Source organism: Kineosporia babensis (genome assembly GCF_021129305.1).
Taxonomy (GTDB): Bacteria; Actinomycetota; Actinomycetes; order Actinomycetales; family Kineosporiaceae; genus Kineosporia; species Kineosporia babensis.
On record NZ_JAJOMB010000022.1, the window covers coordinates 67,916 to 94,915 of the forward strand.

General features: G+C 70.6%; 22 protein-coding genes. 9 read left to right on the forward strand and 13 right to left on the reverse strand.

All coding sequences use genetic code 11. The annotated features are described in order from the left end of the window. The first annotated feature begins 334 nt into the window (after positions 1–334). Together cofD and cofE are read left to right on the forward strand one after the other, a co-directional pair. A complete protein-coding gene (gene cofD, locus LR394_RS31605) occupies positions 335–1,318 on the forward strand; it encodes a 2-phospho-L-lactate transferase (RefSeq protein WP_231448273.1) in 984 nt (327 codons plus the stop codon). Beyond that, positions 1,315–2,361 carry a coenzyme F420-0:L-glutamate ligase gene (cofE, locus tag LR394_RS31610; protein ID WP_231448274.1) on the forward strand — a complete coding sequence of 349 codons (1,047 nt, stop codon included), beginning with the start codon at positions 1,315–1,317 and terminating at the stop codon, positions 2,359–2,361. The genes cofD and cofE overlap by 4 nt, the downstream gene beginning before the upstream one ends. On the opposite strand, the gene LR394_RS31615 is transcribed toward cofE, so the two are convergent. Next, positions 2,350–3,324: a DNA-3-methyladenine glycosylase family protein gene (locus LR394_RS31615; RefSeq protein ID WP_231448275.1), complete on the reverse strand. Its 975-nt coding sequence runs from the start codon at positions 3,322–3,324 to the stop codon at positions 2,350–2,352. The genes cofE and LR394_RS31615 overlap by 12 nt on opposite strands. On the opposite strand from LR394_RS31615, the gene LR394_RS31620 reads away from it, so the two are divergent. Beyond that, a complete protein-coding gene (locus tag LR394_RS31620) occupies positions 3,314–3,718 on the forward strand; it encodes a hypothetical protein (protein WP_231448276.1) in 405 nt (134 codons plus the stop codon). The two genes, LR394_RS31615 and LR394_RS31620, sit on opposite strands and share 11 nt — an antisense overlap. Positions 3,719–3,843: 125 nt before the next feature. Here the strand turns inward: LR394_RS31620 and LR394_RS31625 are convergent, their stop codons facing one another. The 5 genes from LR394_RS31625 to LR394_RS31645 all read right to left on the reverse strand — a co-directional run bounded on the left by LR394_RS31625 (position 3,844) and on the right by LR394_RS31645 (position 9,881). Beyond that, positions 3,844–4,806, reverse strand: coding sequence for a lysylphosphatidylglycerol synthase domain-containing protein (locus tag LR394_RS31625; protein ID WP_407937162.1), 963 nt, complete (start codon positions 4,804–4,806; stop codon positions 3,844–3,846). Further along, positions 4,803–4,979, reverse strand: coding sequence for a hypothetical protein (locus tag LR394_RS31630; protein ID WP_231448278.1), 177 nt, complete (start codon positions 4,977–4,979; stop codon positions 4,803–4,805). Before LR394_RS31630 ends, LR394_RS31625 begins: the two co-directional genes overlap by 4 nt. A 270-nt stretch (positions 4,980–5,249) precedes the next feature. Then, entirely contained in the window at positions 5,250–6,473 is a 1,224-nt protein-coding gene (locus tag LR394_RS31635; RefSeq protein WP_231448279.1) for a glycosyltransferase family 4 protein, read from the reverse strand. Between the two features lie 131 nt (positions 6,474–6,604). Beyond that, a complete protein-coding gene (locus tag LR394_RS31640; RefSeq protein WP_231448280.1) occupies positions 6,605–7,597 on the reverse strand; it encodes a glycosyltransferase family 2 protein in 993 nt (330 codons plus the stop codon). Positions 7,598–7,688: 91 nt separating this feature from the next. After that, positions 7,689–9,881 (reverse strand): hypothetical protein, encoded by a 2,193-nt coding sequence (locus tag LR394_RS31645; RefSeq protein ID WP_231448281.1) that lies wholly within the window; start codon positions 9,879–9,881, stop codon positions 7,689–7,691. Between the two features lie 190 nt (positions 9,882–10,071). Here LR394_RS31645 and LR394_RS31650 point away from each other — a divergent pair, with 190 nt between their 5' ends. Continuing rightward, positions 10,072–10,839 carry a TIGR03089 family protein gene (locus tag LR394_RS31650; RefSeq protein ID WP_231448282.1) on the forward strand — a complete coding sequence of 256 codons (768 nt, stop codon included), beginning with the start codon at positions 10,072–10,074 and terminating at the stop codon, positions 10,837–10,839. Between the two features lie 8 nt (positions 10,840–10,847). Here LR394_RS31650 and LR394_RS31655 read toward each other — a convergent pair whose 3' ends face one another. The 5 genes from LR394_RS31655 to LR394_RS31675 all read right to left on the reverse strand — a co-directional run bounded on the left by LR394_RS31655 (position 10,848) and on the right by LR394_RS31675 (position 17,470). After that, positions 10,848–12,140, reverse strand: a complete 1,293-nt coding sequence (locus LR394_RS31655) for a SpoIID/LytB domain-containing protein (RefSeq protein WP_231448283.1) — start codon at positions 12,138–12,140, stop codon at positions 10,848–10,850. A 320-nt stretch (positions 12,141–12,460) separates the two neighbouring features. Next, positions 12,461–13,519 (reverse strand): class I SAM-dependent methyltransferase, encoded by a 1,059-nt coding sequence (locus LR394_RS31660; protein ID WP_231448284.1) that lies wholly within the window; start codon positions 13,517–13,519, stop codon positions 12,461–12,463. After that, positions 13,516–14,607 carry a non-hydrolyzing UDP-N-acetylglucosamine 2-epimerase gene (wecB, locus tag LR394_RS31665; protein WP_231448285.1) on the reverse strand — a complete coding sequence of 364 codons (1,092 nt, stop codon included), beginning with the start codon at positions 14,605–14,607 and terminating at the stop codon, positions 13,516–13,518. The genes LR394_RS31660 and wecB overlap by 4 nt, the downstream gene beginning before the upstream one ends. Beyond that, entirely contained in the window at positions 14,607–15,866 is a 1,260-nt protein-coding gene (locus LR394_RS31670; protein WP_231448286.1) for a glycosyltransferase, read from the reverse strand. Before LR394_RS31670 ends, wecB begins: the two co-directional genes overlap by 1 nt. Next, a complete protein-coding gene (locus LR394_RS31675) occupies positions 15,866–17,470 on the reverse strand; it encodes a glycosyltransferase (protein WP_231448287.1) in 1,605 nt (534 codons plus the stop codon). The genes LR394_RS31670 and LR394_RS31675 overlap by 1 nt, the downstream gene beginning before the upstream one ends. 246 nt (positions 17,471–17,716) lie before the next feature. Here LR394_RS31675 and LR394_RS31680 point away from each other — a divergent pair, with 246 nt between their 5' ends. From LR394_RS31680 to LR394_RS31700, 5 genes are all read left to right on the forward strand, one after another. After that, positions 17,717–19,225: a glycosyltransferase gene (locus LR394_RS31680; RefSeq protein WP_231448288.1), complete on the forward strand. Its 1,509-nt coding sequence runs from the start codon at positions 17,717–17,719 to the stop codon at positions 19,223–19,225. A gap of 165 nt (positions 19,226–19,390) precedes the next feature. After that, complete coding sequence (locus LR394_RS31685; RefSeq protein ID WP_231448289.1) at positions 19,391–20,770, forward strand: nucleotide sugar dehydrogenase; 1,380 nt, start codon at positions 19,391–19,393, stop codon at positions 20,768–20,770. After that, a complete protein-coding gene (locus LR394_RS31690; RefSeq protein WP_231448290.1) occupies positions 20,767–21,678 on the forward strand; it encodes an ABC transporter permease in 912 nt (303 codons plus the stop codon). Before LR394_RS31685 ends, LR394_RS31690 begins: the two co-directional genes overlap by 4 nt. Beyond that, positions 21,671–22,702 carry an ABC transporter ATP-binding protein gene (locus LR394_RS31695; protein WP_231448291.1) on the forward strand — a complete coding sequence of 344 codons (1,032 nt, stop codon included), beginning with the start codon at positions 21,671–21,673 and terminating at the stop codon, positions 22,700–22,702. The genes LR394_RS31690 and LR394_RS31695 overlap by 8 nt, the downstream gene beginning before the upstream one ends. Positions 22,703–22,819: 117 nt before the next feature. Next, positions 22,820–23,905 (forward strand): glycosyltransferase family 4 protein, encoded by a 1,086-nt coding sequence (locus tag LR394_RS31700; protein ID WP_231448292.1) that lies wholly within the window; start codon positions 22,820–22,822, stop codon positions 23,903–23,905. Positions 23,906–24,009: 104 nt separating this feature from the next. On the opposite strand, the gene LR394_RS31705 is transcribed toward LR394_RS31700, so the two are convergent. Continuing rightward, on the reverse strand, positions 24,010–25,086 hold the full coding sequence (locus tag LR394_RS31705) for a glycosyltransferase family 2 protein (protein ID WP_231448293.1): 1,077 nt from the start codon (positions 25,084–25,086) through the stop codon (positions 24,010–24,012). A gap of 214 nt (positions 25,087–25,300) precedes the next feature. Next, a complete protein-coding gene (locus LR394_RS31710; RefSeq protein ID WP_231448294.1) occupies positions 25,301–26,806 on the reverse strand; it encodes an LCP family glycopolymer transferase in 1,506 nt (501 codons plus the stop codon). Between the last annotated feature and the right edge of the window lie 194 nt (positions 26,807–27,000).

Consider the following 27,000-nt stretch of genomic DNA (forward strand, 5'->3'; position numbering starts at 1 on the left):
GAGGTTGCAGTTCAGCGTTGCGATGGCGATCACGGCTTCCGGACCACAGCGACCGGAATTGGGCCGAGAAAATGTCGTCCGGCCATGTGACGCTCTCCTCCCCCGTTCGTCGGGGCGAAATCCTCCGTTGCAGGTGCCAACTCCCGGTTGCGGCCATTCGGTTCCCTGTGATGAGTCCCGATGGGTCCGGAATGATGCCCCTCACACGGATCTCTTCGGTAGTGCACACCCGTATGTATAGGACCGGTGCGCCCCTGCACTGATGCACCGGGTCCATCGAGCGGTTGGGTGCTCCCGGGCCGCGATGCGAAAAGCCGTCTGAAAGGATCAAGCCATGCGCATCACGGCTTTGGCCGGTGGGGTCGGCGGCGCACGATTCCTCCGCGGCCTCCTGCATCACCTGGATTCCCGGGCGGACGGCCCGCACGAGGTCACGGTCATCGGCAACACCGCCGACGACGTCACCCTGCACGGTCTGCGGATCTGCCCGGACCTCGACACCGTCATGTACACCCTGGGCGGCGGGATCCATCCCGACCAGGGCTGGGGCCGGGCCGGCGAGACCTTCGGCGTGGCCGCGGAGCTGGCCGAGTACGGGGCCGAGCCACAGTGGTTCACCCTGGGCGACCGCGACATCGCCACCCATCTGGTGCGCTCGCGCATGCTCGGCCTGGGTTACCCGCTGTCCGCGGTGACCGAGGCGCTGTGCGCCCGATGGCAGCCCGGGGTCCGGCTGCTGCCGATGAGCGACGACCCGATCGAGACCCACGTCGTGATCGACGACCCGGAGGGTGAACCTTCGGCCGACGGCACCCCCGCGGTGAAGGCGGTGCACTTCCAGGAATGGTGGGTTCGCCTGCACGCCGCCCCGGTGGCCCGGCAGATCCTCGCGGTCGGCATCGAGCAGGCCAAGCCCGCGCCCGGGGTGCTGGACGCGATCGCCGAGGCCGACGTGGTGGTGCTGCCGCCGAGCAACCCGGTGGTCTCGATCGGCACGATCCTGGCGGTGCCCGGTCTGCGCGACGCGATCCGGGCGACCAAGGCCCCGGTGGTGGGTGTCTCCCCGATCATCGGTGGGGCTCCGGTGCGGGGTATGGCCGATGCCTGCCTCAGCGCGATCGGGGTCCAGACCTCGGCGGCCGCGGTGGCCGACTTGTACTCCGACTTCCTCGGGGGCTGGCTGGTCGCCCCCGGCGATGCACAGAGCCCGATGCCCGAGGGTGTGACCCTACGGGCGGTGCCGTTGCTGATGACCGATACGGAAGCCACCGCCGCCATCGCCGGCGCCGCTCTCGATCTGGCCGCCGAACTCGGATGAACGGCGAACTGCACGTCTACCCGGTGCGTGGGATCGGGGAGGTCACAACCGAGGACGATGTGGCCGCCCTGGTCCTGGACGCGGCCGGCCGCAGCGGGCTGGGTCTGGAAGACGGTGATGTGCTGGTCGTCTCCAGCAAGATCATCTCCAAGGCCGAGGGGCGCACGGTCGACGCGCACGGTCGGGACGAGCAGATCAGTGCCGAGTCCAAACGGTTGGTCGCGGCCCGGCGTACCCCCGGCGGCCTGGCTCGCATTGTCGAGGCGGCGGCGGGACCAGTGATGGCCGCGGCCGGGGTGGACAACTCCAACGTCGCCCCCGGCACGGTGCTGCTGCTCCCGGGCGATCCGGATGCCTCGGCCCGCGCGATCCGGGCGGCCCTGACCTCCCTGACCGGATTGCAGCTGGGGGTAGTGGTCTCCGATACCGCTGGCAGGGCCTGGCGCGACGGCCAGACCGATTTCGCGTTGGGATGCGCCGGCCTTTCCCCCACCGAAGATCTGCGCGGTCAGGACGACACTCACGGGCAGCGCATGGAAGTGACCATCCGCGCCGTAGCCGACGAACTGGCCGGGGCAGCGGATCTGGTCAAGGGCAAGCTCAGCGGCGTACCGGTGGCCTTGGTCCGGGGGTACGGCGATTTCGTTCTGCCCAAGGACGAGGACGGTCCCGGCGCCGCGGTCATGTTGCGGCCGGTTGCGGCGGACTGGTTCCGGTATGGCCAGGTCGAGGCGGTCCGCTGGGCGCTGGGGGTAGATCCGGAAACGGTGGAGGCCCCGACTGCGCCGCCTGGGCCGGTGCTCGACCGGTTGCTTCGCGCGGTCGAGGTGGCGTTGGCCGCACCTTCACCGTTGCCGGGGGTCAGTGCCCCGATCTGCGTGGTGAACGTGGAACAGTCCGGGCTCTTCGTCGTGCCCGAGTTGCCGGCCGACCCGGTGGCCCTCGGCGCGCTGGCCCAGCGCTTGTCCGCGGCCGCCTGGTCCGAGGACCTGACCGTCACGATCAGCCTGGAGCCCCGCGGCCTGCGCGTACTACCTGGGTAGGTGCGTGGGCAGGGTCATCCGCGGGGCCCGGCGGGGGCGGGCCACGGCGTCCAGCTCCAGCAGTTTCTGCACGCGGTAGCGGTGCCCCCGGTAGCACTCGATCACTTCGGCACAGCCCTCGTCGTCCATGACAGTGCCGGTCAGCGCCCACGAGACGTTGCGCGACACGTGATAGTCGGCCCAGGAGAACGCGTCCGGATCGCCGTGCGAGCGCTGCCGAACCTCCGCTGCCGTCCAGACTCCGATGCCCGGGATCGTCCTCAGCTTCCGGGCGGCTTCGTCGTGGGGTAGATCAACGGTCTGCTCCAGACGTCCGGCTACCTGTGCCCCATTGAGCACCGCCCGCCGCCGGGATTCATCTACCCCGGCCTTGAGCCATACCCACGACGGGATCTGCCTCCAGGTAGCCGCGTCGGGTGGCACGAACATCCCGGTTGCTTCCTGGGCCGGACCGGGAGCGGGCTCTCCGTACTTGAGTACCAGGGCGCGCCAGGACCGGCGGGCTTCCAGACCGGTGACCTTCTGTTCCAGGACCGCCGGCACCAAGGCCTCGAACACCGTCCGGCTGCGCGGCAGCCGGTAGTTGGGATGCGAGCGCCAGGCCTGGACCAGCTTGGTGTGCTCCGGCTTGGGCACGAACCCGGCTGGGTCGTCGGCCGCGCCCAGCAGTTCGGGGATGCCGTCGAGCACCCAGGCTGCGCCCGGGCCCCAGGCAGTGGCTTCGACTTCGCCCAGGGATGCGCGGGCGTTCACCCGCAGCAATGCCGGGCCGTCGGGAGTACGGGTGGCCCGCCAGATCGGGGCCCCGGCCTGGGTGCGGTAGCAGGGGTCGCTGCCGCCGCGGCGGAACCCGGACAGGATCTGGTGGATGTTGACCGGGTGACCTGGGCGGTAGGTGCGGGCGGACGAGCGCGCGGGGCCCGGGCTGGTCGGGTGGGTTGCGGAACCTGCTGTGACCAGCACGGTTGTGTTCGGCCCGGTCGCGTTCGGCCCAGTCGCGTTCGGCCCGGCTGTGTTCGGCCCGGTTGTGTTCGGCGCAGTCACGTTCACCCCGGTCGTGTTCGAGCCGGTCTCGCTCACCCCGGTCATGTTCGAGCCGGTCCCGCTCACCCCGGTCGTGTTCGAGCCCGTCCCGCTCACCCCGGTCATGTTCGAGCCGGTCTCGTTCGACCTGGGCATGTTCGGGCCGGTAGCGCTGGGGCGGGTGGTGCCCGGATCGGCGCCGTTCAGCCTCGCCGAGTTCGGCCAGGCCGACCGCCGCCGCCGCGACGAGGGTCTACCGCTCTCATCGCCAACCGGATACGAGCCAGCCAGACCCGTGACCCGACCTAACTCGGCCGGATTTCGCCGAGAGTAGGGGTTGCCCGGAGTCACAGGCACATCCTGCCCTGCCGCGTGCGACCACGGGAGCCACTCCCTGCGGATTCATCCCACGACCGGCAACCCCCGTCGCAGACTTTTGTCCTAGTCGTGCACTTTTCTTCAGGACGCCGGAGTGACGGGCTGGTGCCGCCGGGCGGCCAGGATTCCGGCGCCGGCCGCGACCAGGTCGACCACGGTGAAGAGCACGCGAGAAACCAGCACCACCACGACGACCTTGCCGTGGCTGTCCAGCACCTGCGAGAGCACCGCGGCCAGGGCCACCTCGCGGGCCCCGGCCCCGGCCGGAGCGATGATGATCACGAAGCCGACCGCCCAGGCCAGCGCGTAGCCGCCGATCAGCAGCACCGCAGTGGAGACCGTGGCGTCGGCGCCGAGCGGCACACTGAGCGCCCAGACCTGCAGGCCCGCCCCGATCCAGGAGCCGACCGCCCACAGCGTGGCAGTGACCATCCCCCGGCCGGAACTGCGCTCGGGCAGGCCTTCCTTGCTGACGATGCGCAGCGCCCGGTCGACCACCCGGCCCATCACGGCCGGGTGCAGCACCACGGCCAGCGGCACCACCAGGAGCACCGCCCAGCCGAAGCCCTCGGGCAGCGCCTCGGGGGCGAAGGGCAGCGCGATCAGCACCACCAGCAGAGCGCTGAGCACCGAGATCAGCATGCCGACGACGGTGGCGGTGGCGGTGCGGCGGCGCGGCACCTGGTGGTCGCGGCCCAGCTCGGTCTGCATGACCACCGGCCAGACGCTGCCGGGCAGGTACTTGCCGAGCTGGCCGACGAAGAAGATCCGGGCGGCCACCGGCAGCTTGAGCGGGGAGCCGAGGTCGGCCAGGTTGGTGCGCCAGACCATGCCGGCCAGTCCTACGTTGACCAGGGTGGCCAATGTGGCGAGCACCAGCCAGGGCGGGCTGAGCTGACCGATCGCGTCGGCCACCTGCTCGTACTGGGAGAACACGGCCCAGCCGGCCAGGGCCACCAGAAGCAGGCCGAAGGAGAGCCGGAACCAGCGGGTGCGGCTGAGTTCGCTGGCCTGGCCGGCCAGCGCGCCGACCCGGGCGATCAGTGCTTTGCCGCCATGAGCCGCTTCACCAGGGCCAGCAGCATCGCCGTCAGCGGCGGGACCACGAAGACCAGCAGCGCCGCCACCACTGCGACCACTACCACCACCGCCACCACTACGAAGAGCAGCATCACCAAGAGCATCAGCGGTACCAGCACGATCTTCCCCCGGGTCATGACCGGCCGAGGCAGCCGGGACCGAACTCGCCACCGGCTCCACACCCGAAGCCGAACCATCACCCGCAGCCGACTCCGTGCCTCGAGCCGCACCAGCATCTGAAGCCGGGCTCACACCCGAAGCCGAACCGTCCCCGGTAGCCCCGCCCGACGTCCGCTGCTCCGAAACCGAACCAGATCCCGAAGCCGAACCAGCCCTGGCAGGCCCGCCCGACGTCCGTTGCTCCGAAACCTCGCCGCCGGGCTCCGGTTCGTGACCCCCCACCGAACTCACCGCCGCGACTCGACCGGCGTGACTCCGGTGAGCGCGTCCACGTACCGCGCCCAGGGCCCGGCCAGATCGATGTCCGGCAACCCGGCCCGCAGGCGCATCAGCTCACCGGTGGCGGTGAGCCGCTTCAACGCGGTGACCAGCGCAGGCACGTCCGCGGGGGGGACCAGCAGGCCGTCCACCCCGTCCTTCACGTCATCGCCGAAGGTGCCCACCGAGGTGGCCAGCACCGGCAGCCCGTGGGCATGCCCGAGCAGCACGTTCTGCGAGGCGGTGGCATGGCGGTACGGCAGCGCCAGCACGTCGTGCTCGGCCAGCAGGGCCGGGATGTCGATGCCCGCGATGTAACCCGCGCGCACGTTCACCCGCCCGGCCAGCGCCGGGTCGGCCGCCAGTTCACGCACCCGTTCGCCGGCCTGGCCCCACTGCTCCCCAGCCACCGTGACGGTGACCTCGGGAACACCCTTGGCCGCCTCGAGCAGCAGGTCGTAGCCCTTGTACTCGCGCACCATGCCGAGCGTGAGCACGCGCAGCGGATCGCCTTCCTCCCGGATCGGGCGGGTGGCGGCCAGGTGCCGGCCGGCCGGGTCGGGCAGCCCTCCGGGCAGGTGCGGGGCCAGCGGCACGGTGACCACCGGACGCCGGTCGAGACCGAGCTCGTGGGCCAGCCGGGCCTGTTCGGCCGAGTGCACCACGATCCCGTCGACCGAGCGCAGCATCTGGCGGATCAGCATCTCGCCGCCCGGATGCGTCTCGTGCGGCACCACGTTGTGGGCGATCGCCACGATCCGCGGCTTCGGCGAACCGATCTTGCGCCCGCGCGAGGACATCCGGATCGAGCGGATCAGGGTGAGCAGCGAGGGCACCTGGATCGGCACCACGACCACCACGATCACCAGGTCGACCTCGCGCAGCGCCTTACCGGTGCTCCACCAGGTGTTCGGCCGGTCCCAGCGCAGCGGGCGGACGGTGTTCGGGTAGGGCGGCAGGTCGGGCCCGCCGTCGGGCACGGCCTGCTCACCCGGGTACAGCGCGTGCGGGTACAGCCGGGACCACGACACCAGCTGCACGTCGTGCCCGGCCGCGGCCAGAGCGTGCGCGGTCTGCGTGGTGTGCGCGGCCACGCCGCCCTTGAACGGGTGCGACGGACCGACGACGGCGATGCGCAGGCCACCAGGCGTGGGGGCCGGGCGCTGGCCGGAGGAGACCAGGAAGCTCGTCATCAGGCCCGCCACCCCCGGCAGCGCCGGGTCTGCGACCGGAAGACCAGGTAACGGCAGGTCCGGGAGTTACGCGTCGAGCGGGGACCGACGAGCCGTGGCGCGGTGCAGCGCGCGGAACGGGGCGCCATGCCTCAGCCCTCGTGCACGCCGGGATCGAGCGCGCTGTCCCCGCGCGAGCGGACGATCAGGTCGGCCAGCAGGCCCATGCTGGCGATCAGCAGCCCGGCCATGACCAGCAGCATGGTGTTGGCCGGGAAGTAGAACGGGTGCCGGACCATGTCCACGATCCCCTTCACGAACCCGATCGCCAGCAGCCACAGGGCCAGCGGCATGAGCACCTTGAGCGGGTCGAAGTACATGATCATCCGCAGCACCTGGAGGATGTAGCGGTAGGCGTCCCGCACGAAGTGGAACTTGGACGTGCCGGCCCGCTTCGCGTAGTCGATCTCGACGTAGCGGATGTCGTGCTGGTTCTGCAGGAACGACAGCGTGATGGTGGTGACGCAGGAGAACCCGGGCGGCAGCAGGCGCAGGTAGGGCAGCGAGACCGAGCGCCGGAAGGCCCGCAGACCGGAGTTCAGGTCGGGGATCTTCTGGTTGCTCAGCCGCTCGGCGATCTTGCGGATCAGCCACTTCGCCGGCACGCGCAGCCACTTGTGCGTGCCCTCCTCGGTGAGCCGGGCACCGACCACCTGGTCGTAGCTCGGGTCGGTGAGCAGGATCTGCACGAGCTCGGGGATCCGCTCGTTCGGGTACGTCATGTCGGCGTCGGTCCAGACCACGATGTCACCACGGGCGCGCATCGTGCCGATCCGCCGGGCCGTGCCCGAGCCGCCGTTGCGCCGGAACGCCAGCACCTGCACGTGCGGCATCCGGGTGGCGGCCTCGCGCAGCACGGCGAGGGTGTTGTCGGAGCTGGCATCGTCGATGGCCAGGACCTCGTAGCTGAGGCCGGAGGCATCCATCGAGGTGGTGATGCGCTCGAGTTCGGCCAGCACGTGGTCCTGCTCGTTGAAGCAGGGCAGCACGATGGTGGCGGTAACGCCGCCGGACTCGGGCGCGACCGGCTCCCCGATCGGCTGGTTCGACGTCGGGGTCTGCGGGGCCACGGGCGAAGCACTCATCGGGGCAGAGGTTACCGGCTGCCGGAGGACGTTTCGGACGGTGCCCGGGTAGCTGTGGATAACGGTTGGGCCGCCAATCGCCCGTTGAGCCCTATCGGGACACCTCTGAGGCATCTGCCAGCCACACATCGACATCGAGCCGGGCCTCGCCGTCGGGCACCCGGGTGAGGTAGCGCTGCGGCTCGTTCGAGACCAGGTCCACCACCTGCCGCGAGGTCAGGCCGAGAGCCGTGATCACGGCCTCGCCCTGCTCGGTGGCGGCCAGCAGCACCGGGCGGTTGCCGGCCGCGGTGATCCGCTGCACGATCGGCCGGACCGTGTCGGCCACGGCCTGGGTGTCGTCGATGTCGGTGATCCGGACCGAGGCCGCCGGACGGTCGCAGAACCCGCGGATCACCTGCGGCCACTCGTTGGCGGCGCGGTTGTCCAGAGCCACCACCACATCCTTCTCCCCGAGCGCGGCGCACACCTTCTCGGCCGCCGCGACCTGCCCCTTCTCGGTGCGCTGGCCGGCGATCGGCAGGGTGGCCAGGGCCGGCGGCACCAGCATGATCACGACCGCTGCGGCGATCACCCCGGTCAGGGCGGTGGCGGTCCAGCGGCGCAGGGCCCGGCGGGCGATCCACGCTGCAGCGGCGGTGGCGGCCAGGACCAGGGCGGGGATGACCACGGGGACCATCCGGCGGTCGGCCCAGGGGTGGTCCGGGGTGATCCCGGGTCGGTACACCGTGAGCAGGATGCTGCCGAAGGCGATCACGGCCGGGCCGAGCCAGACCGGAACTTCCCTACTGCTTGAGGACGTCGGGCTCGCCTCGGTCGGTCGGGTCGGCAGGGTGGCCAGCCACCAGCGCGCGGTGGCCGCGGCCAGGAAGGTGAAGACCGCCCAGGCGGCCACGATCATCAGCGGTCCCAGGTACCAGCTGATCCAGTTCAGGCTGTACTCGTAATAGGTGCGGCCGACGTCCAAGGTCAGGCCCTGTTCCAGCTGCAGCCCGGCGACCACCTTCGCGCCCGGGTCGTTCGGGTCCTGCCGGGCCACCATCCACAGCGGCCGACTGGCCAGCCCTACCCCGATCAGCGCCACCGCCCCGGCCAGCAACCACGGCCACCGCGCGCGCCAGGCATCGGTGGTCAGCGCCGTGCCCAGTGCGGAAGTCTTTCCCTCCCGACGGCGGGCGATCTGAACGACGGCGAGGCTGAACAGCCCCAGCACCACACCGCCGGCGATCAGGGGAATCAAACTGGCGGAGATCGTCCCCAGGTATGGACGGGACAACCACACCGCCGGCACCACCGCGACGGCCGTGCCCGCCAACGTCCCGACCACCAGCGGCCGGGAAGCCGGATGCTTGCGCAACGCGAGCACAGCGGCCACCGGCAGCAGCAACGAGACCTCGCGCAGGCCGTCCACCCGGAACAGCCCCGCCAGACCGAAGGCCAGACCGGCGCTCAGCCCCAGCATCCGGGCGGCCTTTTCGACTCCCTCGTTGCCGGACTTCACCGCGTCCACCAGCAGCGCGGCAGCAACGGTGACCAGCAGCAGGGCGATCGGCTCGGAGTAGGTAGAGCGTGCGGCCTGGAGCATGGGCTGCGCCAACACCAGGGAGGCTGTCGCCAGCACCGCCCAGCGCGCGCCGATCAGCCGGGTGGCCAGCCCGGCGAAGCCCAGCATGGCCAGCGCCGAGAAGATCGCCGGCATCACCAGCACGCCGCCCCAGCCGTTCACCCACCAGCCCAGCGAATACACCGCGGGGGCGCCGAGCAGGAACTGCGGGACGATGTCTACCCCGCTGCCGTTCGCCACCTGGTAGTACGCCGGACTCGCCAGCCGGAACGCGGGGTCAGCCAATGCCTCACTACCCCCGAACGCCTCCAGCCAGGAGGGAATCGGCAGACCGTGCCGGGTCGAGATCCACTGGGTGTAAAGCGCGTACGAGCCGGCGTCCCGTCGCAGCACCACATGCTCAGCGTGGGTAAGCGCGGCCCACAGCCCGTGCCCGGTCGCGATCGCCAGGACCGCGGGAGCTGTCCAGCGCGGCGCCTGACTCGCCGGGATCCAGCGCACCAGCCACACCACAGCGGCGAAACCGGCGATCACCAGCGGCAGCACCAGCCACGGCCGCCAGCCCCCGAAGGGCACCAGCACGGCGGCCAGCAGCCCGACCACGGCGGCGAATCCCGCGGCCAGGGGGCCACCGCGGGCCAGGACGATGCCGGACAGTTGCTCTCCGCGCAGTCCGGGCAGGGAGTCGGTGGCGGCAGGGGTGCTCGTCCGCTGGCTCACGGCTCTCAACTTTCGGTCGTGCGGATCACCCCACCGGCGGGGGCCCGGGGCGTACGGCCAGCGGCTGTACCGGCGTCGGGCGCCAAACCTACGAGACAGTTCCCGCTGCGCTCCAATCCCCACCCGGCCCGGCAAGCACCGGTCCCCACCCGGCAAGCGCCGGCGATCACCCCCGCATACGCTGAGCGCCGTGATTCCTCAGACCCCGGCGGACATTGCCGCGCTGATGTCGTCCCTGCTCGCCGCCGACCCGGGCCGCCCGCGCGTGACTTGGTACGGGCCCAACTCCGAGCGGGTCGAGTTCTCCGCCAAGACGCTGGGCAACTGGGTCGCCAAGACTGCGAACCTGCTGGTCGAGGAGCTGGACTGCCAGCCCGGCTCGACCGTGGGCATCGCGCTGCCGGTGCACTGGCGCAGCGTCTCCTGGCTGCTGGCGGCCTGGGCGGTCGGGGTGCACGCGGTGGTCTTCGACGAGAACCTGGGCCCCGCCCGCACCGACCTGGAGTTCGACGTCCTGGTCACCGACCGCCCCTCCTCCCCGCCGAAGGGCAGTACCGAGGCCGAACTGGTCGTGGTGGCGCTGCCGTCACTGGCCACGCGCTGGACCGGAGACGTACCCCCGGGAGCGATCGACGCGGCGGCGGAGATCCGGCTGCAGCCAGACGTGTTCACCCCCTACGCCGCGCCCACCGCCGACACGCCGGCCCTGACCACGGGTGAGTTGACCGTGAGCTACGGAGACCTGCTGGTCCAGGCGAGCACGGCAGCGGCGGAGCCGGGCACCCGCTTGCTGACCGACGCGGGGCCCTCCCGGGCGATCGAGGCCTACCTAGCGCCTCTGGTCGCCGGGGGTTCGGTGGTGCTGCACCACGACCTGAGCCAACTCACCGTCGAACAGCGCGAGCACCTGGTCAGCCAGGAGCAGGTCACCATCACCGACCTCGGCCCCGCGCTCTAGGCCGTACGTCAGCCGAAGGTGAAGCCCGGGGACTTCAGGCCGAGCCGGTACCGGGCCTGAGCGCCGGTGAAGGTCTTGGTCTGCTTCTTGCCGTCGATCTTGCCGGTGATCGTCACCCCGTTCTGCCGGGAGGACTTGCCCCGGGCCGCCACCTTGTACGAGCTCACCGAGTCGAACCCGAACTTCTTGGCGAACACCTTCTTCGACATCCCCACACTCCAGTTGCGGAAAGGGTTGTCGGAGGCGGCGTCCCAGCGGCTGTCGTCCACCGGCTTGAGGTAACTGATCTCGTAGTTGCCCCAGACGTATTCCCGGTTCTCGGTGTACCCACCCATCGACGAGGAGTACAGCGCCTCGATCCGCCGGCCCGAACCGTCCACCAGCACCTGCTCGTTGGTGGCGGTCACCGCCTTGCGCCAGCGGCCGGTCCCGGCCAGGTCCACCGACTCGACGTCCCAGCCCTTGTACACCTGGTCGTAGGTGGTGGTGCTGAGCACGTAGGCCTCGGACGACTCGCTGTACTTGGAGGCCAGGTACGTCCGGGCGGCCACGGTCTGGGCCTTCAGCGCCTCGATCGGCCAGGAGATCGGCACCTCGGCCAGACCCATCAGGTACTTCTGCACGGCGCTCTGGCCGTCCGAGGCGGTGATCACCTCCTTGACCGTGATCCCGTCCTTGGAGCCGACGAAGCGCGCCGTGTCGTACCGGGTGGAGAGCTTCGTACTGCCGCCGTAGGGATAGACATTCACCACCTTGCCGGTGTGCGCGGCCGACATCAGGCCGGAGTTCTGCACGAACATCCGCCGCTTGCCGGCGTCGTCGAACAGCGCGATACCGGGCCGGCTGTTGATCGTCTTGCGCGAGACCGTCCAGGTGGTTCCCTTGGGCTGCACCACATTACGCACGCTGCTGGACCAGCGCACCGATCCGGTCCGGGCCTGAAGCTTCGACTTGCTCGCGCCCGAGCCCAGATTCAGCACCACCGGCGCGTTCAGGTTCTGCTTGGTCAGCGACACGTCGTGGTAGTAAGTCTTCAGAATGGTCTTGTAACCACATCCCAGCCGGGCCGCTCCCTGCGCGCCGTACTGGCTCATCCCCATACCGTGGCCCCAACCGTGGCCGTAAATCTTCACCGCGCCCTTGGGCACGCTGGCCTTGCCGATGTTTCCGCCGGAGGCCGACGGGCAGTTCTTCTTCGGGGCCGCGACCGGCAGCGGTGCGGCCGCAGCAGCTCCGCTTCCAGCCAGTACGGCGACTGCAGTTCCCAGGACGGTCAGCGTGATCGAGTGGGGACGGCGCATCGGGTGTGGCTCCCTCGGGTTGTGGACACAAGGGTGGCCGGCTGAAAAGACCTGAGCCGGCCACGAAGAGTCCATCGGCCGCATCCGTGCGGGGGTGAGGGGGCGTCCCCGGGCAACCATCGTCCGGAGTAACCCCACCAGGGCGCGGACAACAGCCCCGTACCGGCTGGAATCCGGCCCCCGCAGCACATCGCCCGTCGCCCGAAGAGAGCAGTCCACCACTCTCCTGGCGCTTCCCTTGACTCCTCGGAGCTACCGGCGAGGAGCTTGAGCGCACGGGAACGGGTGAAGCGAGACGCTGGGTGAACAGGAACCCGACGCTAGAGTGGCTTGCGCAGAACCAGCAGGAAGTAGTCGCGCTGCAGGTCGGTGCGGGGGTAGCGGCCCAGCACGTCCTCGAACCGGGTGTAGAACTCCTCGTCGATCCGGGTCTCGGTGAACGCCCGGTGCGCGACCTCGAACCCGAGCTGGTCGGCGTAGAACTCGTAGTGCAGCCAGCTGAGCCGGTTCACCCAGGCATGCCCGATCGGCCGCCGGCCGTTGGCCACGTCCCAGTCGCGGACCACCTGATCGGTGAACAGCAGGTGCGGCCAGGGGAAGTAGATGTCGCGATAGCGGTGCGAGGCCTGCGGCCCGGCGTGCAGATTGGCCCGGATCCAGGCCAGACCGCCCGGTTTCAGCAGATCGTAGGTGGCCTTGAGCATCGCGTACGGGTGGGTGACGTGCTCCCAGACGGTGAAGCTGAGCACCCGGTCGAAGCTGCCGGGCTGGTACGGGCTCTGCGCAGCCAGGTCGGCGCACTCGAAATGCACCTTCTCGCCCTGCAATTGGTCCCACGGCCGATAGTGGGTAACGTCTACCCCGTGGGCATCGCAGCCCAGGTTGTGCGCCAACGACCAGACCTCAAAACCGTTGCCACAGCCGATCTCCAGCGTGCGCTGGCCGGCCAGACCCACCATTGCGTTCACCCAGCCCACCCGCCGTCGGGCCGATTCGGCCAGGGCGGTGTCGCTGTACGAGGGCGGGCTGGGCACCAGGCGTTTGCCCCGGTACTCGGTGTTGAGCTGCTCCAGCAGTTCGATGTCGTAGCTGCGCCCGCCGCCGTCACCGGTCTCGTACAGACTGCGCACCTTGTGCCCGGATCCGGTAATGCCCTGCGGCAGTAGCCATTGCTGATCTTCGGGCAAACTGGGGACGTCGGGGAGACCGGTCGGTCGGCGCACCATCGGGCTCGGGGCCGGCTTCTGGGGGCGGGCGAACGGGGCGGGTTTGCGGCCCAGCACCAGATCGCGGGCGGCGATGGCCGCGCGGATCGCTGCCTCGTCACGAGGTTCGGGCAGGTGGCGAAGAGCTTTGAGGACGCCGGCGCGCAGGTTCATCGGGCGGCCAGCCAGTTCAGGACGACGTCGGCGATGCGCGGACCGGCGGCACCGTCCCACAACGGCGGACGCTGGTGCAGCGGCGCCGGGCGCTCCGGCCGGGAGGCGGCGAGCACCTCGTCCAGAGCGGGCAGCACGCCGTCCAGGCCGACCAGTCGATTGGTGCCGTGGGTAATAGTCACCGGCCGCTCGGTATTGGGCCGCATGGTCAGGCAGGGCACGCCGAGCACGCTCGCCTCCTCCTGCACTCCCCCGGAGTCGGTGAGCACCGCCGCCGCGCCCCTGACCAGGCCCAGAAAAGCGGTGTAGGGCAAGGGATCCACGAGCTTGACGCCAGAGGACGCGTGCAGGCCCGCCTTCTCGAGTCCGGCCCGGCCGCGCGGGTGCAGCGGGATCACGATGGGCATCCGCTCGGCGGCCTTGTGCAGGGTGGCGACCAGTTGCTGCACCGCCGCCGGGTCGTCCACGTTCGCCGGCCGGTGCAGAGTGGCCACCAGGTAGTCGCTCTCGAGGCCGTGGGTGCTCCGGGCCGCCTCTTCGTCGAACCGGTCGAGGTGCTTCAGCAGCGTGTCGATCATCGGGTTGCCGACGAAGTGGATGCGATCGGCCGGCACCCCCTCCCGGGCCAGGTGCCCCACCGCATCGGCGCTGGTGACCAGCAGCAGGTCGGAAAGCTGGTCGGTGACCCGGCGGTTCACCTCTTCCGGCATGCTCAGGTCGAAGCTGCGCAGCCCGGCCTCGACGTGCGCCACCGGGATCAGCAGTTTGGCCGCGACCAGGGCGGCGGCCAAGGTGGAATTGATGTCGCCGTAGACCACCACCAGGTCGGGGCGCCGCTCGGTGAAAACCTTCTCCAGGCCGATCATCACCGCCGCGGTCTGCTCGGCGTGACTGCCCGAGCCCACCCCCAGGTTGAGATCCGGCTCCGGCAGGTCCAGTTCGTCGAAGAAGACCCGGCTCAACCGGTCGTCGTAGTGCTGGCCGGTGTGCACCAGCACCTGCTCGGCCCGGCCGTGCAGGGCGGCGAGCACCGGGGCGGCCTTGGGAAAGTTGGGCCGGGCGCCGGTGATGTGCACGATCCGGCTCATCACGAGGCTCCGGGCGGGATTCCGGCGGCCACCCCGTCGATCGTCTCGCTCTGTACCGCCAGTTCAGCGGCCGGAGCGGTCCGGGGCACCACACCGGTGCCTACCCACGAGCGCATGTCCGTAGCGAAGCGTTCGCTGATCACCTGCCGGTCGATCCGCCGGCCAGCCACCTCGGCGGCCCGGCCCAGAGCACCCAGATCGGCCTCCAGACAACTGAAGACAGCCTCGGTCAGCGCCTCCACCCCGTCGGGCGGGTACACCAGCGCCGCACCACCCTCCACCACCGGCAGCGAACCGGAGTTGGACGGCAGCAGGACCGGCCGGCCAAAGCTCAGCGCCAGCGCCAGAACTCCGGAGTTCAGCGAGCGCCGGTAGGGCAGCGCCACCAGGTCGGCAGCGCGCATCAGCACCTGGATGTCTGCGTCCGGCACCTGGACCGGCAGCAGCCGCACGGCCGGATGAGCAGCCGCAGCCGTCACGAATTCCTTCGTCTCGGGCGCCTCGTCGGGCCGGCCGGCCACGATCAGCACCACTTCGCCCGGCCGCACCCGCGACACCCGGTCGACCGCCTCGAGCAGATCGGCCAGGCCCTTGTACGGCTTGACCGCGCCGGTCAGCAGCAGCGCCACCGCACCGTCGGGGATCCGCAGCCGGCGACGGGCCTCGGTCCGCCCTACCCAGTCCGGGTACACCCCCTGATAGCCGGGATGATCGCACTGATAGATCTTTTCGGGCGGCAGGCGGAACCAGTCCTCCACCGCCTCGACCGTGCGCGAGCTCATCACGTGCACCAGGTCGGCCCGCTGCACCACCTGCTCGCGCAGCCGCACCTCTTGGGCCTCGAAGCGGGCGTCGTGCGGCAGGACGTTGTGCACCGTCCAGACCAGCCGGGCGCCGCGGTTGCGCAGGGTGTCCAGCAGATCGGTGTGCCGGCCGACGGCCTCGTCCGCCTCCCGGTCGGTGGTGGCCTTGGCCAGCACCTGGTTCAGCCAGTGCAGGTGCACCACCAGGGGCACGTCACCCGGCCAGTTGCGGGTGCTCACCTGCAGGTCAGCGGCCCGGAAGGTGGGGGCCGCGACCAGGTTCTGGGTGGCGAACCGGCTGTAGAGCACGCTCTGGAACGGGTTGCCGGTGTAGTACGGGGTGAACGGCCAGACCACCGGCTCGGGGCCCTCGACCGGCATCCGGGCCAGGGCCGAGAAGGTCTCGGCGCTCCAGGCCTCGGTGCTCTGGTCGCGGCCGGGCATCGAGATCAGCATCAGCGGGCCCTTTCCGCGTAACGCTCGGCGGCGAACCTGTACACCGCGTCGAACGCCTGGCCGTTGCCGGCCCAGGTGCGTTCCCGGCGTACCCACTCGGCTGCCTCGGCGGCCTTCTTCATCAGCTCTTCCGGGTGGTCGGTGAGCCAGGTGACCGTCTCGGCCAGGGACTGCGCGCTGCCGGCCTGGAACACGCTGGCCCGGCCCAGCCCTTCGCCGGCGATCTCGACCAGCGCGGGCAGGTCGCTGACCAGCACCGGCACCTCCATCGCCATTGCCTCGAAGGGTTTCATCGGCGAGACCATCCGCCCGGCCCGTTCCGGCACCCGCGGCACCACGAACAGGTCGATCTGGGCGTACCAGTCGGGTACCTCGTCGAACGGCACCGAGCCGGCGAACACCGCGGCCGGGCCCAGACCGAGCTCCTGGGCCTGAGCCTCCAGGGCGGCCCGGCGCCGGCCCTCGCCCACCAGCAGCACACTGACCGGCAGGCCCTGGGAGCGCAGCCGGGCGGCGGCCTCGAGCAGCACCTCCTGGCCCTCCCGGAAGTGATCGAGGTTGCTGATGTAGCCCAGGACGAAGGTGCCGTCCAGACCCAGCTCCTTGCGCAACTGCTCCGAGCGCGGGCGTGGCTCGAACCGGTCCAGGTCCACGGCGTTCGGGATCACGAAGACCTTGTCCTCGGGCACCGCGTGGGCGTGCACGATCTCCTCGCGCATCGGCCCGCTCAGGGTGACCACCGCGTCTGCGGCCAGCATCGCCCGGGTCTCCGCGGCGAACCGGCGGCGGTAGTACTCGGCGTGCTCGGCGTACCGCTCGTCCGCGGTCCAGGTGGTCTCGAAGAACGAGCGCACCTCGTAGATCCACGGCAGCCCGGCCCAGTCGGACAGCGCCTGCCCGACCACGCCCAGGTCGTAACCGCGGTGGCCGGAGCCGGCGTGCAGCACCTCCGGGCGTACCCGGGCCACCTGCCGGGCGAACGTGGTGGTGGTGAGCTGGACGTACTCCTCCCAGGTCACCGCCGAGAGCTGGCCCGCCCCGGGCATCACGTGGTGGTACTCGATGTCGTCCACCCGGGAGGTGGGGCCCACCGCCTGGTTCTCGTCGGCCGCGGCCGGGAAGCCGGGCAGGGTGACGGCGACCGGGTCCCGCCCGGCCCCACGCACCGCCAACAGCGTCTCGTGAGTCCGGGTGCAGTAGCCGTTGTTGCGGTGCGGCATCGATTCCTTGGCCAGGTAGAGCACCCGGCCGGGCAACGGCTCGGGCAACCGGGCCGGATGCACCCCCGGCACCCGCGGGCGCCAGGCTGCGTCCGTCTCCACGTACCGGCCCTGCACCGCCCGCTGCAGCCGGATGTTCTTGCTGCTGGGCGCGGTCAGCGCCAGCCGGGAGGCCTCGGCCACCGCGTCGGACAGCTGCCCGGTGCGGGCCAGCACCTGCGCGCGCAGCCGGGCCACCCGCATGTCCTTGGGGCTGCGCCGGGCCGCGTCCTGCAGCAGCCGCAGCGCGTCCTCGTGCCGGCGCTCCTTGTCGCGGCGGACCGCGGCCGCGGTCTCGGCGTAGGTGATCGCCAGCCGGGCGGCCCGGCGGCTGCCCTTGGGCACGGACCGAACCTGACGCCTGAGCCTGCGCCGCCAGCGGGCGAGCGCTCCCATCCCGGACCTCTTCCTCAGCTTGTGCCCACGGCCGGCCGAACCGGCATCGTCACAGCGTGCACCTGCTCGGCGACCGCCCAGTCTGCCGTATGTTGAACCCCACCACGGTTACCGAGGGTCCACCCCTCCGAACGGCCGAGGCGACAGAAGCGAACAGCAGGCTCTCGTTGAAGATGAGGACGGCGACCTCACTCCATGCGCACCGGACCGCCCACGGTGGTGCTCGCCACCACCAACGGCAAGGGGATGGGACACCTGTCCCGGCAGCTGGCTCTGGCCCTGGCCTCGCTCGGCGGGATGGACCCGGTGATCTTCTCGCTGTCCTCAGCGGTCACCGTGGTCAACCAGTACGGCATGCGCGCCGAGTGGGCCCCGGGCTCGCAGCGCAAACAGGTACCGCGCCGGCACTGGGACGCCTACCTGGCCGAGCGGATCACCGCGGTGGTGGCCGAGACCAATGCCAGCGCGTTCGTCTTCGACGGGGTCTATCCCTACGACGGGGTGCTGCGGGCGCTGCGCCGGATGCCGGACGTGCCGTTCATCTGGAGCCGCCGGGCGATGTGGAAGAAGGGCGTGGGGGCCCGGGCGCTGCGTTACCGCCGGCTGTTCGCTGCCGTTCTGGAGCCCGGCGACCTGGCCTCGGCCGGTGACGTCGGGCGCACCGTCTACCTGGAGGACTCCCGCCGGGTCGGCCCGATCACCCTGGTCGGTCAGGTGCCGCAGCTCGACCGCGAGCAGGCGGGCGCCGAGCTCGGCCTGGACCCGGACAAGCCCCGGCTGCTGCTGACCCTGGGCAGCAGCAAGCGCAGCGACCTGTACGCCGCCTACCAGCGCACGGTCGAGCAGTTCAGCGCGGCCGGCTGGCAGGTCGTGGTCACCTCCTCGCCGCTGCGCGGCCGGGCCGCCGCGGCCAACGGGCTCAAGCAGATCTCGGTCTTCCCGCTGGTGCGCTACATGAAGGCGTTCGACGCGGCGGTTTCGGCCAGCGGCTACAACGCCGTGCACGAGCTGCTCTACTCGGCCGTGCCCACTCTGCTGGTGCCGAACGCCGACGCGGTCACCGACGATCAGCGCACCCGGGCCCGGATCGTCGCCAACACCGGCCTGGCCCTCTCGGCCGACCCGGACCGGCCGCGGGAGTTCGACGCCGCCCTGGAACGCCTGCTCGACCAGCGGGTGCGCGACCGGCTGGCCGCGTCCTGCCGCGACCTGGAACCGCCGACCGGCGCCACCGAGGCCGCCCGCACCGTGATCGGCCTGGCCGCCGTCGGGGTCCCGGCCGGCGAGCGGATGGAAGCCGCCTCGCTGCACGCCCAGCGGTTCGCCCGGCGCACCATCGGCCGGGTGCTGCCGCCGGCGGTGGCCAACCTGGTGGGGCGCCCGCCCCGACTCACCCGGCCCGGCGATCTGCGGGGTCCGCTGTCGGTCAGCCCGGTGCTGGCGCCCGGTCTGCAGGGCGTGCCGCAGATCGGCCGGGACCAGTTGCTGGTCACCGACGCTCTCACCCCCGGGCTGTTCGACGGGCGCTTCGTGGAGCATCTGCTGCCGGGGGCCAGCGACGACTACGTGCGCGCCCGGGCCGAGATCGCCGCCCGCTACTACCGGCTGGGGAGCCTGGCCTCGGCCGAAACCGAGCTGGGCGAGGCGATTCGGGCGAAAAGCGACGGAAGGGACTGGACCGGCCTGGGTTGGTCCGGCCGCTGACCAGGTATTAGTTACGTGCCGCCCCACTAATGCGCACAGCGTGTCACAATTCAACCGGGCGCCTGGAGACAGCATCCGGTCGGCGGCACGCGGAGATCGGCAGCAGCTCCTCCGCCTCGTCCGGCGCCCGTGATCCGGCCGGTGGGCGGAAGGACCTCGTACGTGATGTCGCACCACACCACAACCGGCTCCGACACGCCCGACCTGGTGGTGGTGGGGCTCGGCTACGTCGGGCTGCCGCTGGCCCAGGAGGCCTGCCGCAGCGGCCTGCAGGTGGCCGGGCTGGATCTCGACCTGGCAGTGGTCGAGCGGCTGAACGTCGGCCGCTCACACGTCGACGACCTGAACGACGCCGACATCGCGGCAATGCGCCGGGCCGGGTTCACCGCTCACACCGACGCCTCGATCGTGGCCCACGCCCGCACCGTGGTGATCTGCGTGCCCACCCCGCTGGCCGAGGACGGCGGGCCCGACCTGCGGATGGTGCTGGCCGCCACCGCCTCGGTGGCCGCCTTCGTGCAGCGCGACACCCTGGTCGTGCTGGAGTCCACCACCTACCCGGGTACCACCGACGAACTGCTGCGCCCGATGCTCGAGGAGGGCGGCCTGCGGGTCGGGCAGGACCTGTTCCTGGCCTTCTCACCCGAGCGGATCGACCCCGGCAACCCGCGCTGGGGTTTTCGCAACACCCCCAAGGTGGTCGGCGGCACCACCGCGGCCTGCACCGAGCGGGCGGCCGCGTTCTACCGGAAAATTGTGGACGAGGTGGTCACCGCCCGCGGCACCCGCGAGGCGGAGATGTCCAAGTTGCTGGAGAACACCTACCGGCACGTCAACATCGCGCTGGTCAACGAGATGGCCCGGTTCTGCCACGAACTGGGCATCGACCTGTGGGACGTGATCCGCTGCGCGGCCACCAAACCCTTCGGCTTCCAGGCGTTCTACCCCGGTCCGGGAGTGGGTGGGCACTGCATCCCGATCGACCCGAACTACCTCTCCTACCGGGTCCGGGCCGCGCTCGGCTACCCGTTCCGGTTCGTCGAGCTGGCGCAGGAGATCAACAACGCCATGCCGAGCTACATCGTGCAGCGGGTGCAGGACCGGCTGAACGACGCGGCCAAGCCGCTGCGCGGGTCCCGGGTGCTGCTGCTCGGTGTGACGTACAAGGCAGACATCTCGGACCAGCGCGAGACGCCCGCGGCGCCGATTGCGATCCGGTTGCAATCCGCGGGGGCCGACGTGGTCTTCCATGACCCGTTCGTGTCCGACTGGGCACTCAGCGGTCACCCGGGCGGCAGCCAGAGTGAACCACTTGGTCACGATTTGGCACCGGAAGGTGAAGCGAGCGCGTCGCCGACCTCGCACGGCGCTCTGCGGTGCGTTCCGGACCTGCGCGCCGCCCTGCCCGAAGCCGACATCGCCGTACTCCTGCAACGCCACTCAAGCTACGATCTCGACGAGATCGCCCGGCTCGCACCCCTCGTGCTCGACACCCGTGGCGCCTTCGACAACCGTGCAGACAGCGCAACCGTGGAGCGACTTTGACCAGCATCCTGCCGATCCGGCCCGAGACGGGCGCATCGCAGCGGGCTGCAGCGAGAGCTGCGCAGTACGGTCTGGTCCAGCTCGGGGGCCGGCCCCCGCTGGGCGCGTACCTGAAAGAGCTGTGGTCCCGCCGGCACCTGACCTGGGAGTTCGCCAAGTCACGGTTCCGGGCGCAGAACGAGGCCAACCGGCTGGGCATGGGCTGGGTGATCCTGAACCCGCTGATCCAGGCGGCGGTCTACGGCCTGGTGTTCAGCGTGATCATGTCCAACGACAGCCGGCCGGACAACTACCCGGCCTTCCTGGTGGTCGGGGTCTTCACCTTCACCTTCTTCTCGGGCTGCTTCTCCGACGGCGCCAAGTCGCTGATCAGCAACCGGGGCATGGTGCGGGCGCTGCACTTCCCCCGGGCCGTGCTGCCCCTGGCCACGGTGATCCAGAAGGCGCTCGAGCTGTGCGCCATGGTGCTGGTGATGATGGTCATCGTCATGCTGACCGGCGAGGCACCGGACATCGACTGGCTGATGATCGTCCCGGCCTACGCGCTGATGGCCCTGTTCTGCGCGGGCGTGGCCTTCCTGGCCGCCCGGCTGACCGTGCACATGCGCGACATCACCCAGCTGATCCCGTTCGTCACCCGGCTGTTCTTCTACCTGTCCGGGATCTTCTACATCATCGGGGACCGTTTCCAGGACGAGGGCATCCTCGGCACCCTCCTCGAGTTGAACCCGCTCAACGTCTACATCAGCCTGATCCGGTACGCGATGCTCGACGGGCTGCGCGGCGCCGAGAACGGGATCGAGATCACTGCGGCCACCTGGGCCCTGGCCGGCGGCTACGGCGTGGTGCTGTTCGTTGTTGGGTTCATCTTCTTCTGGCGAGCTGAAGGACTGTACGGACGTGACTGAGCAGACCCCTTTCCCGCGCGGGTCGGTGGCAACCGGCTACAACGGGGAGGGCGTGGAGAACGCCCCTGGGCAGGACGCCCCCAAGCCCACCCTGGCCGACCCGGTGGGCTCGGCCCCGGCCGCCTGGGCCACCGAGCCGGAACCGGAGCAGCCTGAGCCCGCCCCCGCGCCCGTCAAGAAGGCCCCGGCCAAGAAAGCGGCCAAAAAGGGTGTCGGCCCGAGCGGCCTGAAGAAGATCAAGACCCGGGTCCCGGCCGGCCCGCGCGAGCGGCCCACCGTGATCGTGGACAACCTGCACATCACCTACAAGGTGTGGGCCACCGGCAAGGCGGCCAGCGGGCGTAACAGCGAGAAGAAGGGCCTGCTGGCACGCACTCCAGCGCTGCGCCGGGCCCGCGAGGTGCACGCCGTCCGGGGGATCAGCTTCACCGCCTACGAAGGCGACGCGATCGGCGTCGTCGGCACCAACGGCTCCGGCAAGTCGACCCTGCTGCAGGGTGTCGCCGGGCTGGTGCCGCCGGCCCGCGGCTCGATCTTCTCGCTGGGCAACCCCACCCTGCTGGGCGTCGGTGCGGCCCTGATGAACGAGCTGTCCGGCGAGCGCAACGTCATCCTCGGTGGTCTGGCCCTGGGCCTGAGCATGGAGGAGGTGCGGGCCAAGTACGACAGCATCGTGGAGTTCTCCGGCCTGGAGCCGGAGTTCCTCGATCTGCCGATGCGCACCTACTCGCAGGGCATGGCGGCCCGGCTGCGGTTCTCGATCGCCGCCTCGGTCTCGCACCAGGTGCTGATGATCGACGAGGCGCTCTCGGTCGGCGACCGGCAGTTCCAGCAGCGCAGTGAGGCCCGGATCCGCGAACTGCGGGAATCGGCCGGTACGGTCTTCCTGGTCAGCCACGCCCTGCCGGCGATCACCAAGACCTGCAACCGGGTGCTGTGGATCCACAAGGGCAAGCTGATCATGGACGGCGGCGTGGACGAGGTCATCCAGGCCTACACCGATTCGGAGAACGGCCCCGAGTGAAGCGTACGGGTGGGTGAGAGCGACGTGCCCCAGGACAGTTCCCTGCCGCTGGGCACGTCGCTCCCGCCTGTCCCCGGCGCTGTCCCAGAAGTCCCGAAGGCCCCTCGCGTCCTGGTAATGACCGTGGTCCATGACCCGGACGACGCCCGGATCCGCTACCGCCAGCTCTCCGCCCTGCTGGCCGCCGGCATTCAGGTCACCTACGCCGCGCCCTTCGAGGCCACCCATCGGCGGCCCCCGGAAGGGGTGACGGCGGTAGAACTCCCCCGCGCGGCCGGCCGTCAGCGCATCACCGCCGTCTCGGCCGCCCGGCGTCTGCTGCACCGGATCGGCCCGGAGCACGATCTCGCGCTGCTCCACGATCCCGAACTCCTGCTCGCCGTCCCCGGCCTGAACCGCCGCCGTCCCCCCTTGGTCGTCTGGGACGTGCACGAAGACACGGCCGCCGCGTTACGGATGAAGCCCTGGCTCCCCCGCTCGGTGCGCCCCCTTACCGGGGCTGCCGTCCGCGCCGCCGAGCGCTGGGCCGAGCGCCGCTGTTCGTTGCTGCTGGCCGAGGAGGGCTACCGCGACCGGTTCCGCCTGGATCATCCGGTGGTGCCGAACAGCGTGCCCGTACCGGATCAGAAGCCCCCGCCGCCGGGCACCGATCGCGTGGTCTACCTGGGCCGGATCACCAAGGCTCGCGGCGCGCTGGAGATGATCGAGCTGGGCCGGCGGCTGGGGCCGGAGGTGAAGGTCGAACTCATCGGCCCGGCCGACGGCGATCTGGCCGGGCTACTGGCCCACGCCCACGCCGAAGAATGGATCGTGCACCACGGTTTCGTGCCCAACCGCCAGGCCCTGGGTCTGCTGCCCGGATCGCTGGCCGGGCTGGCGCTGCTGCACGACGAGCCCAACTACGCCGTGTCCCGGCCGACCAAGGTGATGGAGTACATGGCTTGCGGGGTGCCGGTGGTGACTACCCCGAACGCCGTCGCGGCCGAGATGGTGGGGCACTACGGCAGCGGAAAAGTGGTCCCCTTCCGCGATGTGGACGCCGCGGAGGCTGTCATCCGGGAACTGCGCAGCAACGCCGGGGTACGCGAACGGCTGGGGTCAGCCGGTTGGTCGGCCGCGCGGGTAGATCTGGACTGGAGCACCGATGGGCAAACATTCGCCGAGTTGATCAGGGACTGGAGCGTCGGCGCGTCCGTGCACTGATCTCGTTCCCCCGGAAACGAGCCCCAAAAGCATCGGTGCCCACAACGTCTTCAATTGGAGACGTTGTGGGCACCCAAGATGCGTTGCGCGCCTGAGCGAGTGGCTCAGGAGGCGGAGGTGTCCGGCAGAGACAGCCCGCCGATCTTGCTGGGCAGCTCGGCCAACTTGCGGGGGCTCAGGATGAACCCGGCGCCCCAGCTGAGGTGCATGGTCGCGGTGACCACGGGCAGGCGGACCCAGGCACCGGGCGGCAGACCCCGGCCCTCGAACGCCGACCCCGCGCAGATCGCCACCAGGTACCCGGCGGGCAGTACCGCACCGGCCTTGACCCCGGCGGCCGCCAGACCGAGCCCACCCACGACGCCGGCCAGCGCGATCGGCGGAGCCAGGTAGCGGAAGTTGACCGTACCCTCGTGCCGGCGCATGACCACCCGGCGCCAGCGACCGTAGAAGAAGTACTGCCGGCTCAGCGCCTTGACCGTGGAGCGCGGCCGGTACGACACCCGCAGCTTGGGCTGGAACCAGACCCGGCCGCCGGTGCGACGGATCCGCAGGTTCATCTCCCAGTCCTGGGCCCGCAGGAACGTCTCGTCGTAGCCACCCACCCGCTCCAGCGCGGAGCGGCGGAAGACACCGAGGTAGACCGTGTCGGCCTCGCCCGCGGAACCGCCGGTGTGGAAGGCCGCGTTGCCGACGCCCATCTTGCTCGTCATCGCCCGGGCGACAGCCTCTTCGAACGGGGTCTCCCCCTCGGCCGCCATCACCCCGCCGACGTTGTCCGCCCCGGTCTCGCGCATGGTCTCGACGGCGACGCGGACATAGTCGCGCGGCAGCATCGAGTGCCCGTCGATCCGGACCACGACCGGGTACTTGGTCTCGGCGATGGCCGCGTTCAGGCCGGCCGGGGTGCTGCCGTGCGGGTCCGGGTTGCGCACCAGGATGATCCGCGAGTCGGCCGCGGCCAGTCGCTCGGCGATCGCGTCGGTGTTGTCCTTCGACGGGCCGAGCGCGATCACCATCTGCAGGTGACCCTCGTGGTCCTGGTCGAGAGCGTGGCGAACCGCCTGCTCCAGGTGACGCTGCTCGTTGAGCACGCAGAGCACGATGCTCACCGGCGCGTCCGCAGCCAGCAATTCGGGGTGAGAGTGGGCGCCGGGCGCCTCAGGCAGGTGGCCGTCCATGTCCCGGCCAGCCTATCCGCGCCCGGGGCGTGCCAGGTGCGCGGATGGCTCGCGGATCTGTGCCGGATTACCCCCAGACGGCTCTGATCAGGCATGTCCGTACGGGAACAACCGGGAATGTCACAGCAAAGTTATGCCCGTAAGGGCGAGAGGAGCCGGGCTGTTCGCCGTTCCGGGCCGGATTTCCCTTTCCTGGGAACGAAAGTCGATCTCTTCAGCATACGGAGCGCACATTTGCCGATGCGCTCTGTGACGAAGCTTCCGGGGTGGACCCTTTCCCCTCGGCCGTCGAATCCGCGCCTGCGGCCGGGAGTTCCGGATCTTCGCCCGGGGCCGCGGCCGTCGGCTCGCTGCTGGCAGAAGGTGCCGCGAGCGTCGGGGTGGAATCCTTTTCGGCTTTTTCTGACTGACCGTCGCGCAGGCTGCTCAGGGTCTGCGCCACCGTCGTGCGGATCTGGGCGAAGTCCGGGTGCCTCGGAACGATCAGCGGCGGCACGAACTGCACGCTCTCGATCTGGCTGCGCTTGGCCTTCTGGGCCAGCTTCAGGAAGGCGGGCAGCCGGTTCGCCGGGATGTCGGTGGCCACCACCTGGGAACCGGCCGCGGCGATGCCCTGGAAGTTGCGCATCACCTTGGCCGGGTCGAGCTGGCTCACCATCGCCGTCATCACGCAGCGCTGCCGCGCCATCCGGTCGTAGTCGCTGGTGGTCGCCCGGGACCGGGCGTACCAGAGCGCGTGGTAGCCGTCGAGGTGCTGCTCACCGGGCTCGATCCAGCCGTGGATCGGGCTGCTGCCGCCACCGATCGGGGTGCGGGTGGCGACATCGATGTCCACCCCACCGACCGCGTCGATCAGGTCCTCGAAGCCCTGCAGGTCGATGATCACGTAGTAGTTGACCTTGAGCCCGGTGACGCCCTCGGCCGCCTGCATCATCGCCTCGGCACCCGGGTCCGCGACCCCGGGGAAGAGTGCGGGATTGTCGTTGCCGTACTTGTAGATCGCGTTCAGCAGACAGTCGTCGCCGCAGTTCCAGCCCTGGGGCAGGGCCTTGGCGGCGGGCGTACCGGCCGGGAAGGGCACGTTCTGCAGGTTGCGGGGCAGGCTGAACAACGCCGTCTGCCCGGTCTTCTCGTCCACGCTGGCCAGGTGGATGCTGTCGGGGCGGGTGCCGACCCGGGTGGGTCCGGTGTCCCCGCCGAGCAGGAGAACGTTGTACCGGCCGTCCACCGCGGCCGAGTCCTTGCCGGAACCGAACACCCCGGAGAGCAGGTCTGCGGCTGCCCAGACCCGGCGCCCCAGCAGGGTCGGCACCGCGAACGTGGCGATCATCAGCACTGCGGTCAGCAGCGCGATCCACTGGCGCGAACGGCGGCTGAGTTCCGGGGCCTGGCCGATCCGCCAGGCGTCGAGCATCAGCAACGGCCACAGGATCGCCCCGGCGAACAGCCCGATCGCCAGCGGACGCAGCACCCACGAGTGGGTGAACAGGCCCAGCACCCACTCGCGGTTCAGCAGGGAGATCAGGACCAGCAGCACGGCCAGGACGGCGCAGCCGAGCCAGAGCCGCAGTCCGGCGCGGGCCACCGCGAGCCGGATCCGGCCCAGGCGCTCGGGGCGGTGCGAGGTGGGCGAGGGACCGGTGACGGTCTGCGCGGCGCCGGGGGCGAGCAGGGTGAGCACGAGCAGCGTGATCGAGCGACGCACCCGCAGTGCGCCCATGCCCTCCCGGTCCGGCCTCGGCCCCTTCGGCCTTTTCGGGCCGCGCGGCCCCTGCGGGCCGCCCCCGCTGCGCCGGGCCGGCCTGACTACGTCGTCATCGCCGAGGCGGGCGGCGCCGATTCGCCGGGCCCGGGGATGACGCCTGAGTGCATGAGGAGTTCCCGTTCCGGGGCGCGACGAACGCCGGGCCGCCG

Coding starts and splice junctions, on each gene's coding strand:
- LR394_RS31630 (WP_231448278.1), bottom strand. CDS start 4,979: ATGACCCGGGGGAAGATCGTGCTGGTACCGCTGATGCTCTTGGTGATG.
- LR394_RS31680 (WP_231448288.1), top strand. CDS start 17,717: ATGCGCACCGGACCGCCCACGGTGGTGCTCGCCACCACCAACGGCAAG.
- LR394_RS31670 (WP_231448286.1), bottom strand. CDS start 15,866: ATGCTGATCTCGATGCCCGGCCGCGACCAGAGCACCGAGGCCTGGAGC.
- LR394_RS31660 (WP_231448284.1), bottom strand. CDS start 13,519: ATGAACCTGCGCGCCGGCGTCCTCAAAGCTCTTCGCCACCTGCCCGAA.
- wecB (WP_231448285.1), bottom strand. CDS start 14,607: ATGAGCCGGATCGTGCACATCACCGGCGCCCGGCCCAACTTTCCCAAG.
- LR394_RS31655 (WP_231448283.1), bottom strand. CDS start 12,140: ATGCGCCGTCCCCACTCGATCACGCTGACCGTCCTGGGAACTGCAGTC.
- LR394_RS31705 (WP_231448293.1), bottom strand. CDS start 25,086: ATGGACGGCCACCTGCCTGAGGCGCCCGGCGCCCACTCTCACCCCGAA.
- LR394_RS31640 (WP_231448280.1), bottom strand. CDS start 7,597: ATGAGTGCTTCGCCCGTGGCCCCGCAGACCCCGACGTCGAACCAGCCG.
- LR394_RS31710 (WP_231448294.1), bottom strand. CDS start 26,806: ATGGGCGCACTGCGGGTGCGTCGCTCGATCACGCTGCTCGTGCTCACC.
- cofE (WP_231448274.1), top strand. CDS start 1,315: ATGAACGGCGAACTGCACGTCTACCCGGTGCGTGGGATCGGGGAGGTC.
- LR394_RS31685 (WP_231448289.1), top strand. CDS start 19,391: ATGTCGCACCACACCACAACCGGCTCCGACACGCCCGACCTGGTGGTG.
- LR394_RS31700 (WP_231448292.1), top strand. CDS start 22,820: ATGACCGTGGTCCATGACCCGGACGACGCCCGGATCCGCTACCGCCAG.
- cofD (WP_231448273.1), top strand. CDS start 335: ATGCGCATCACGGCTTTGGCCGGTGGGGTCGGCGGCGCACGATTCCTC.
- LR394_RS31635 (WP_231448279.1), bottom strand. CDS start 6,473: ATGACGAGCTTCCTGGTCTCCTCCGGCCAGCGCCCGGCCCCCACGCCT.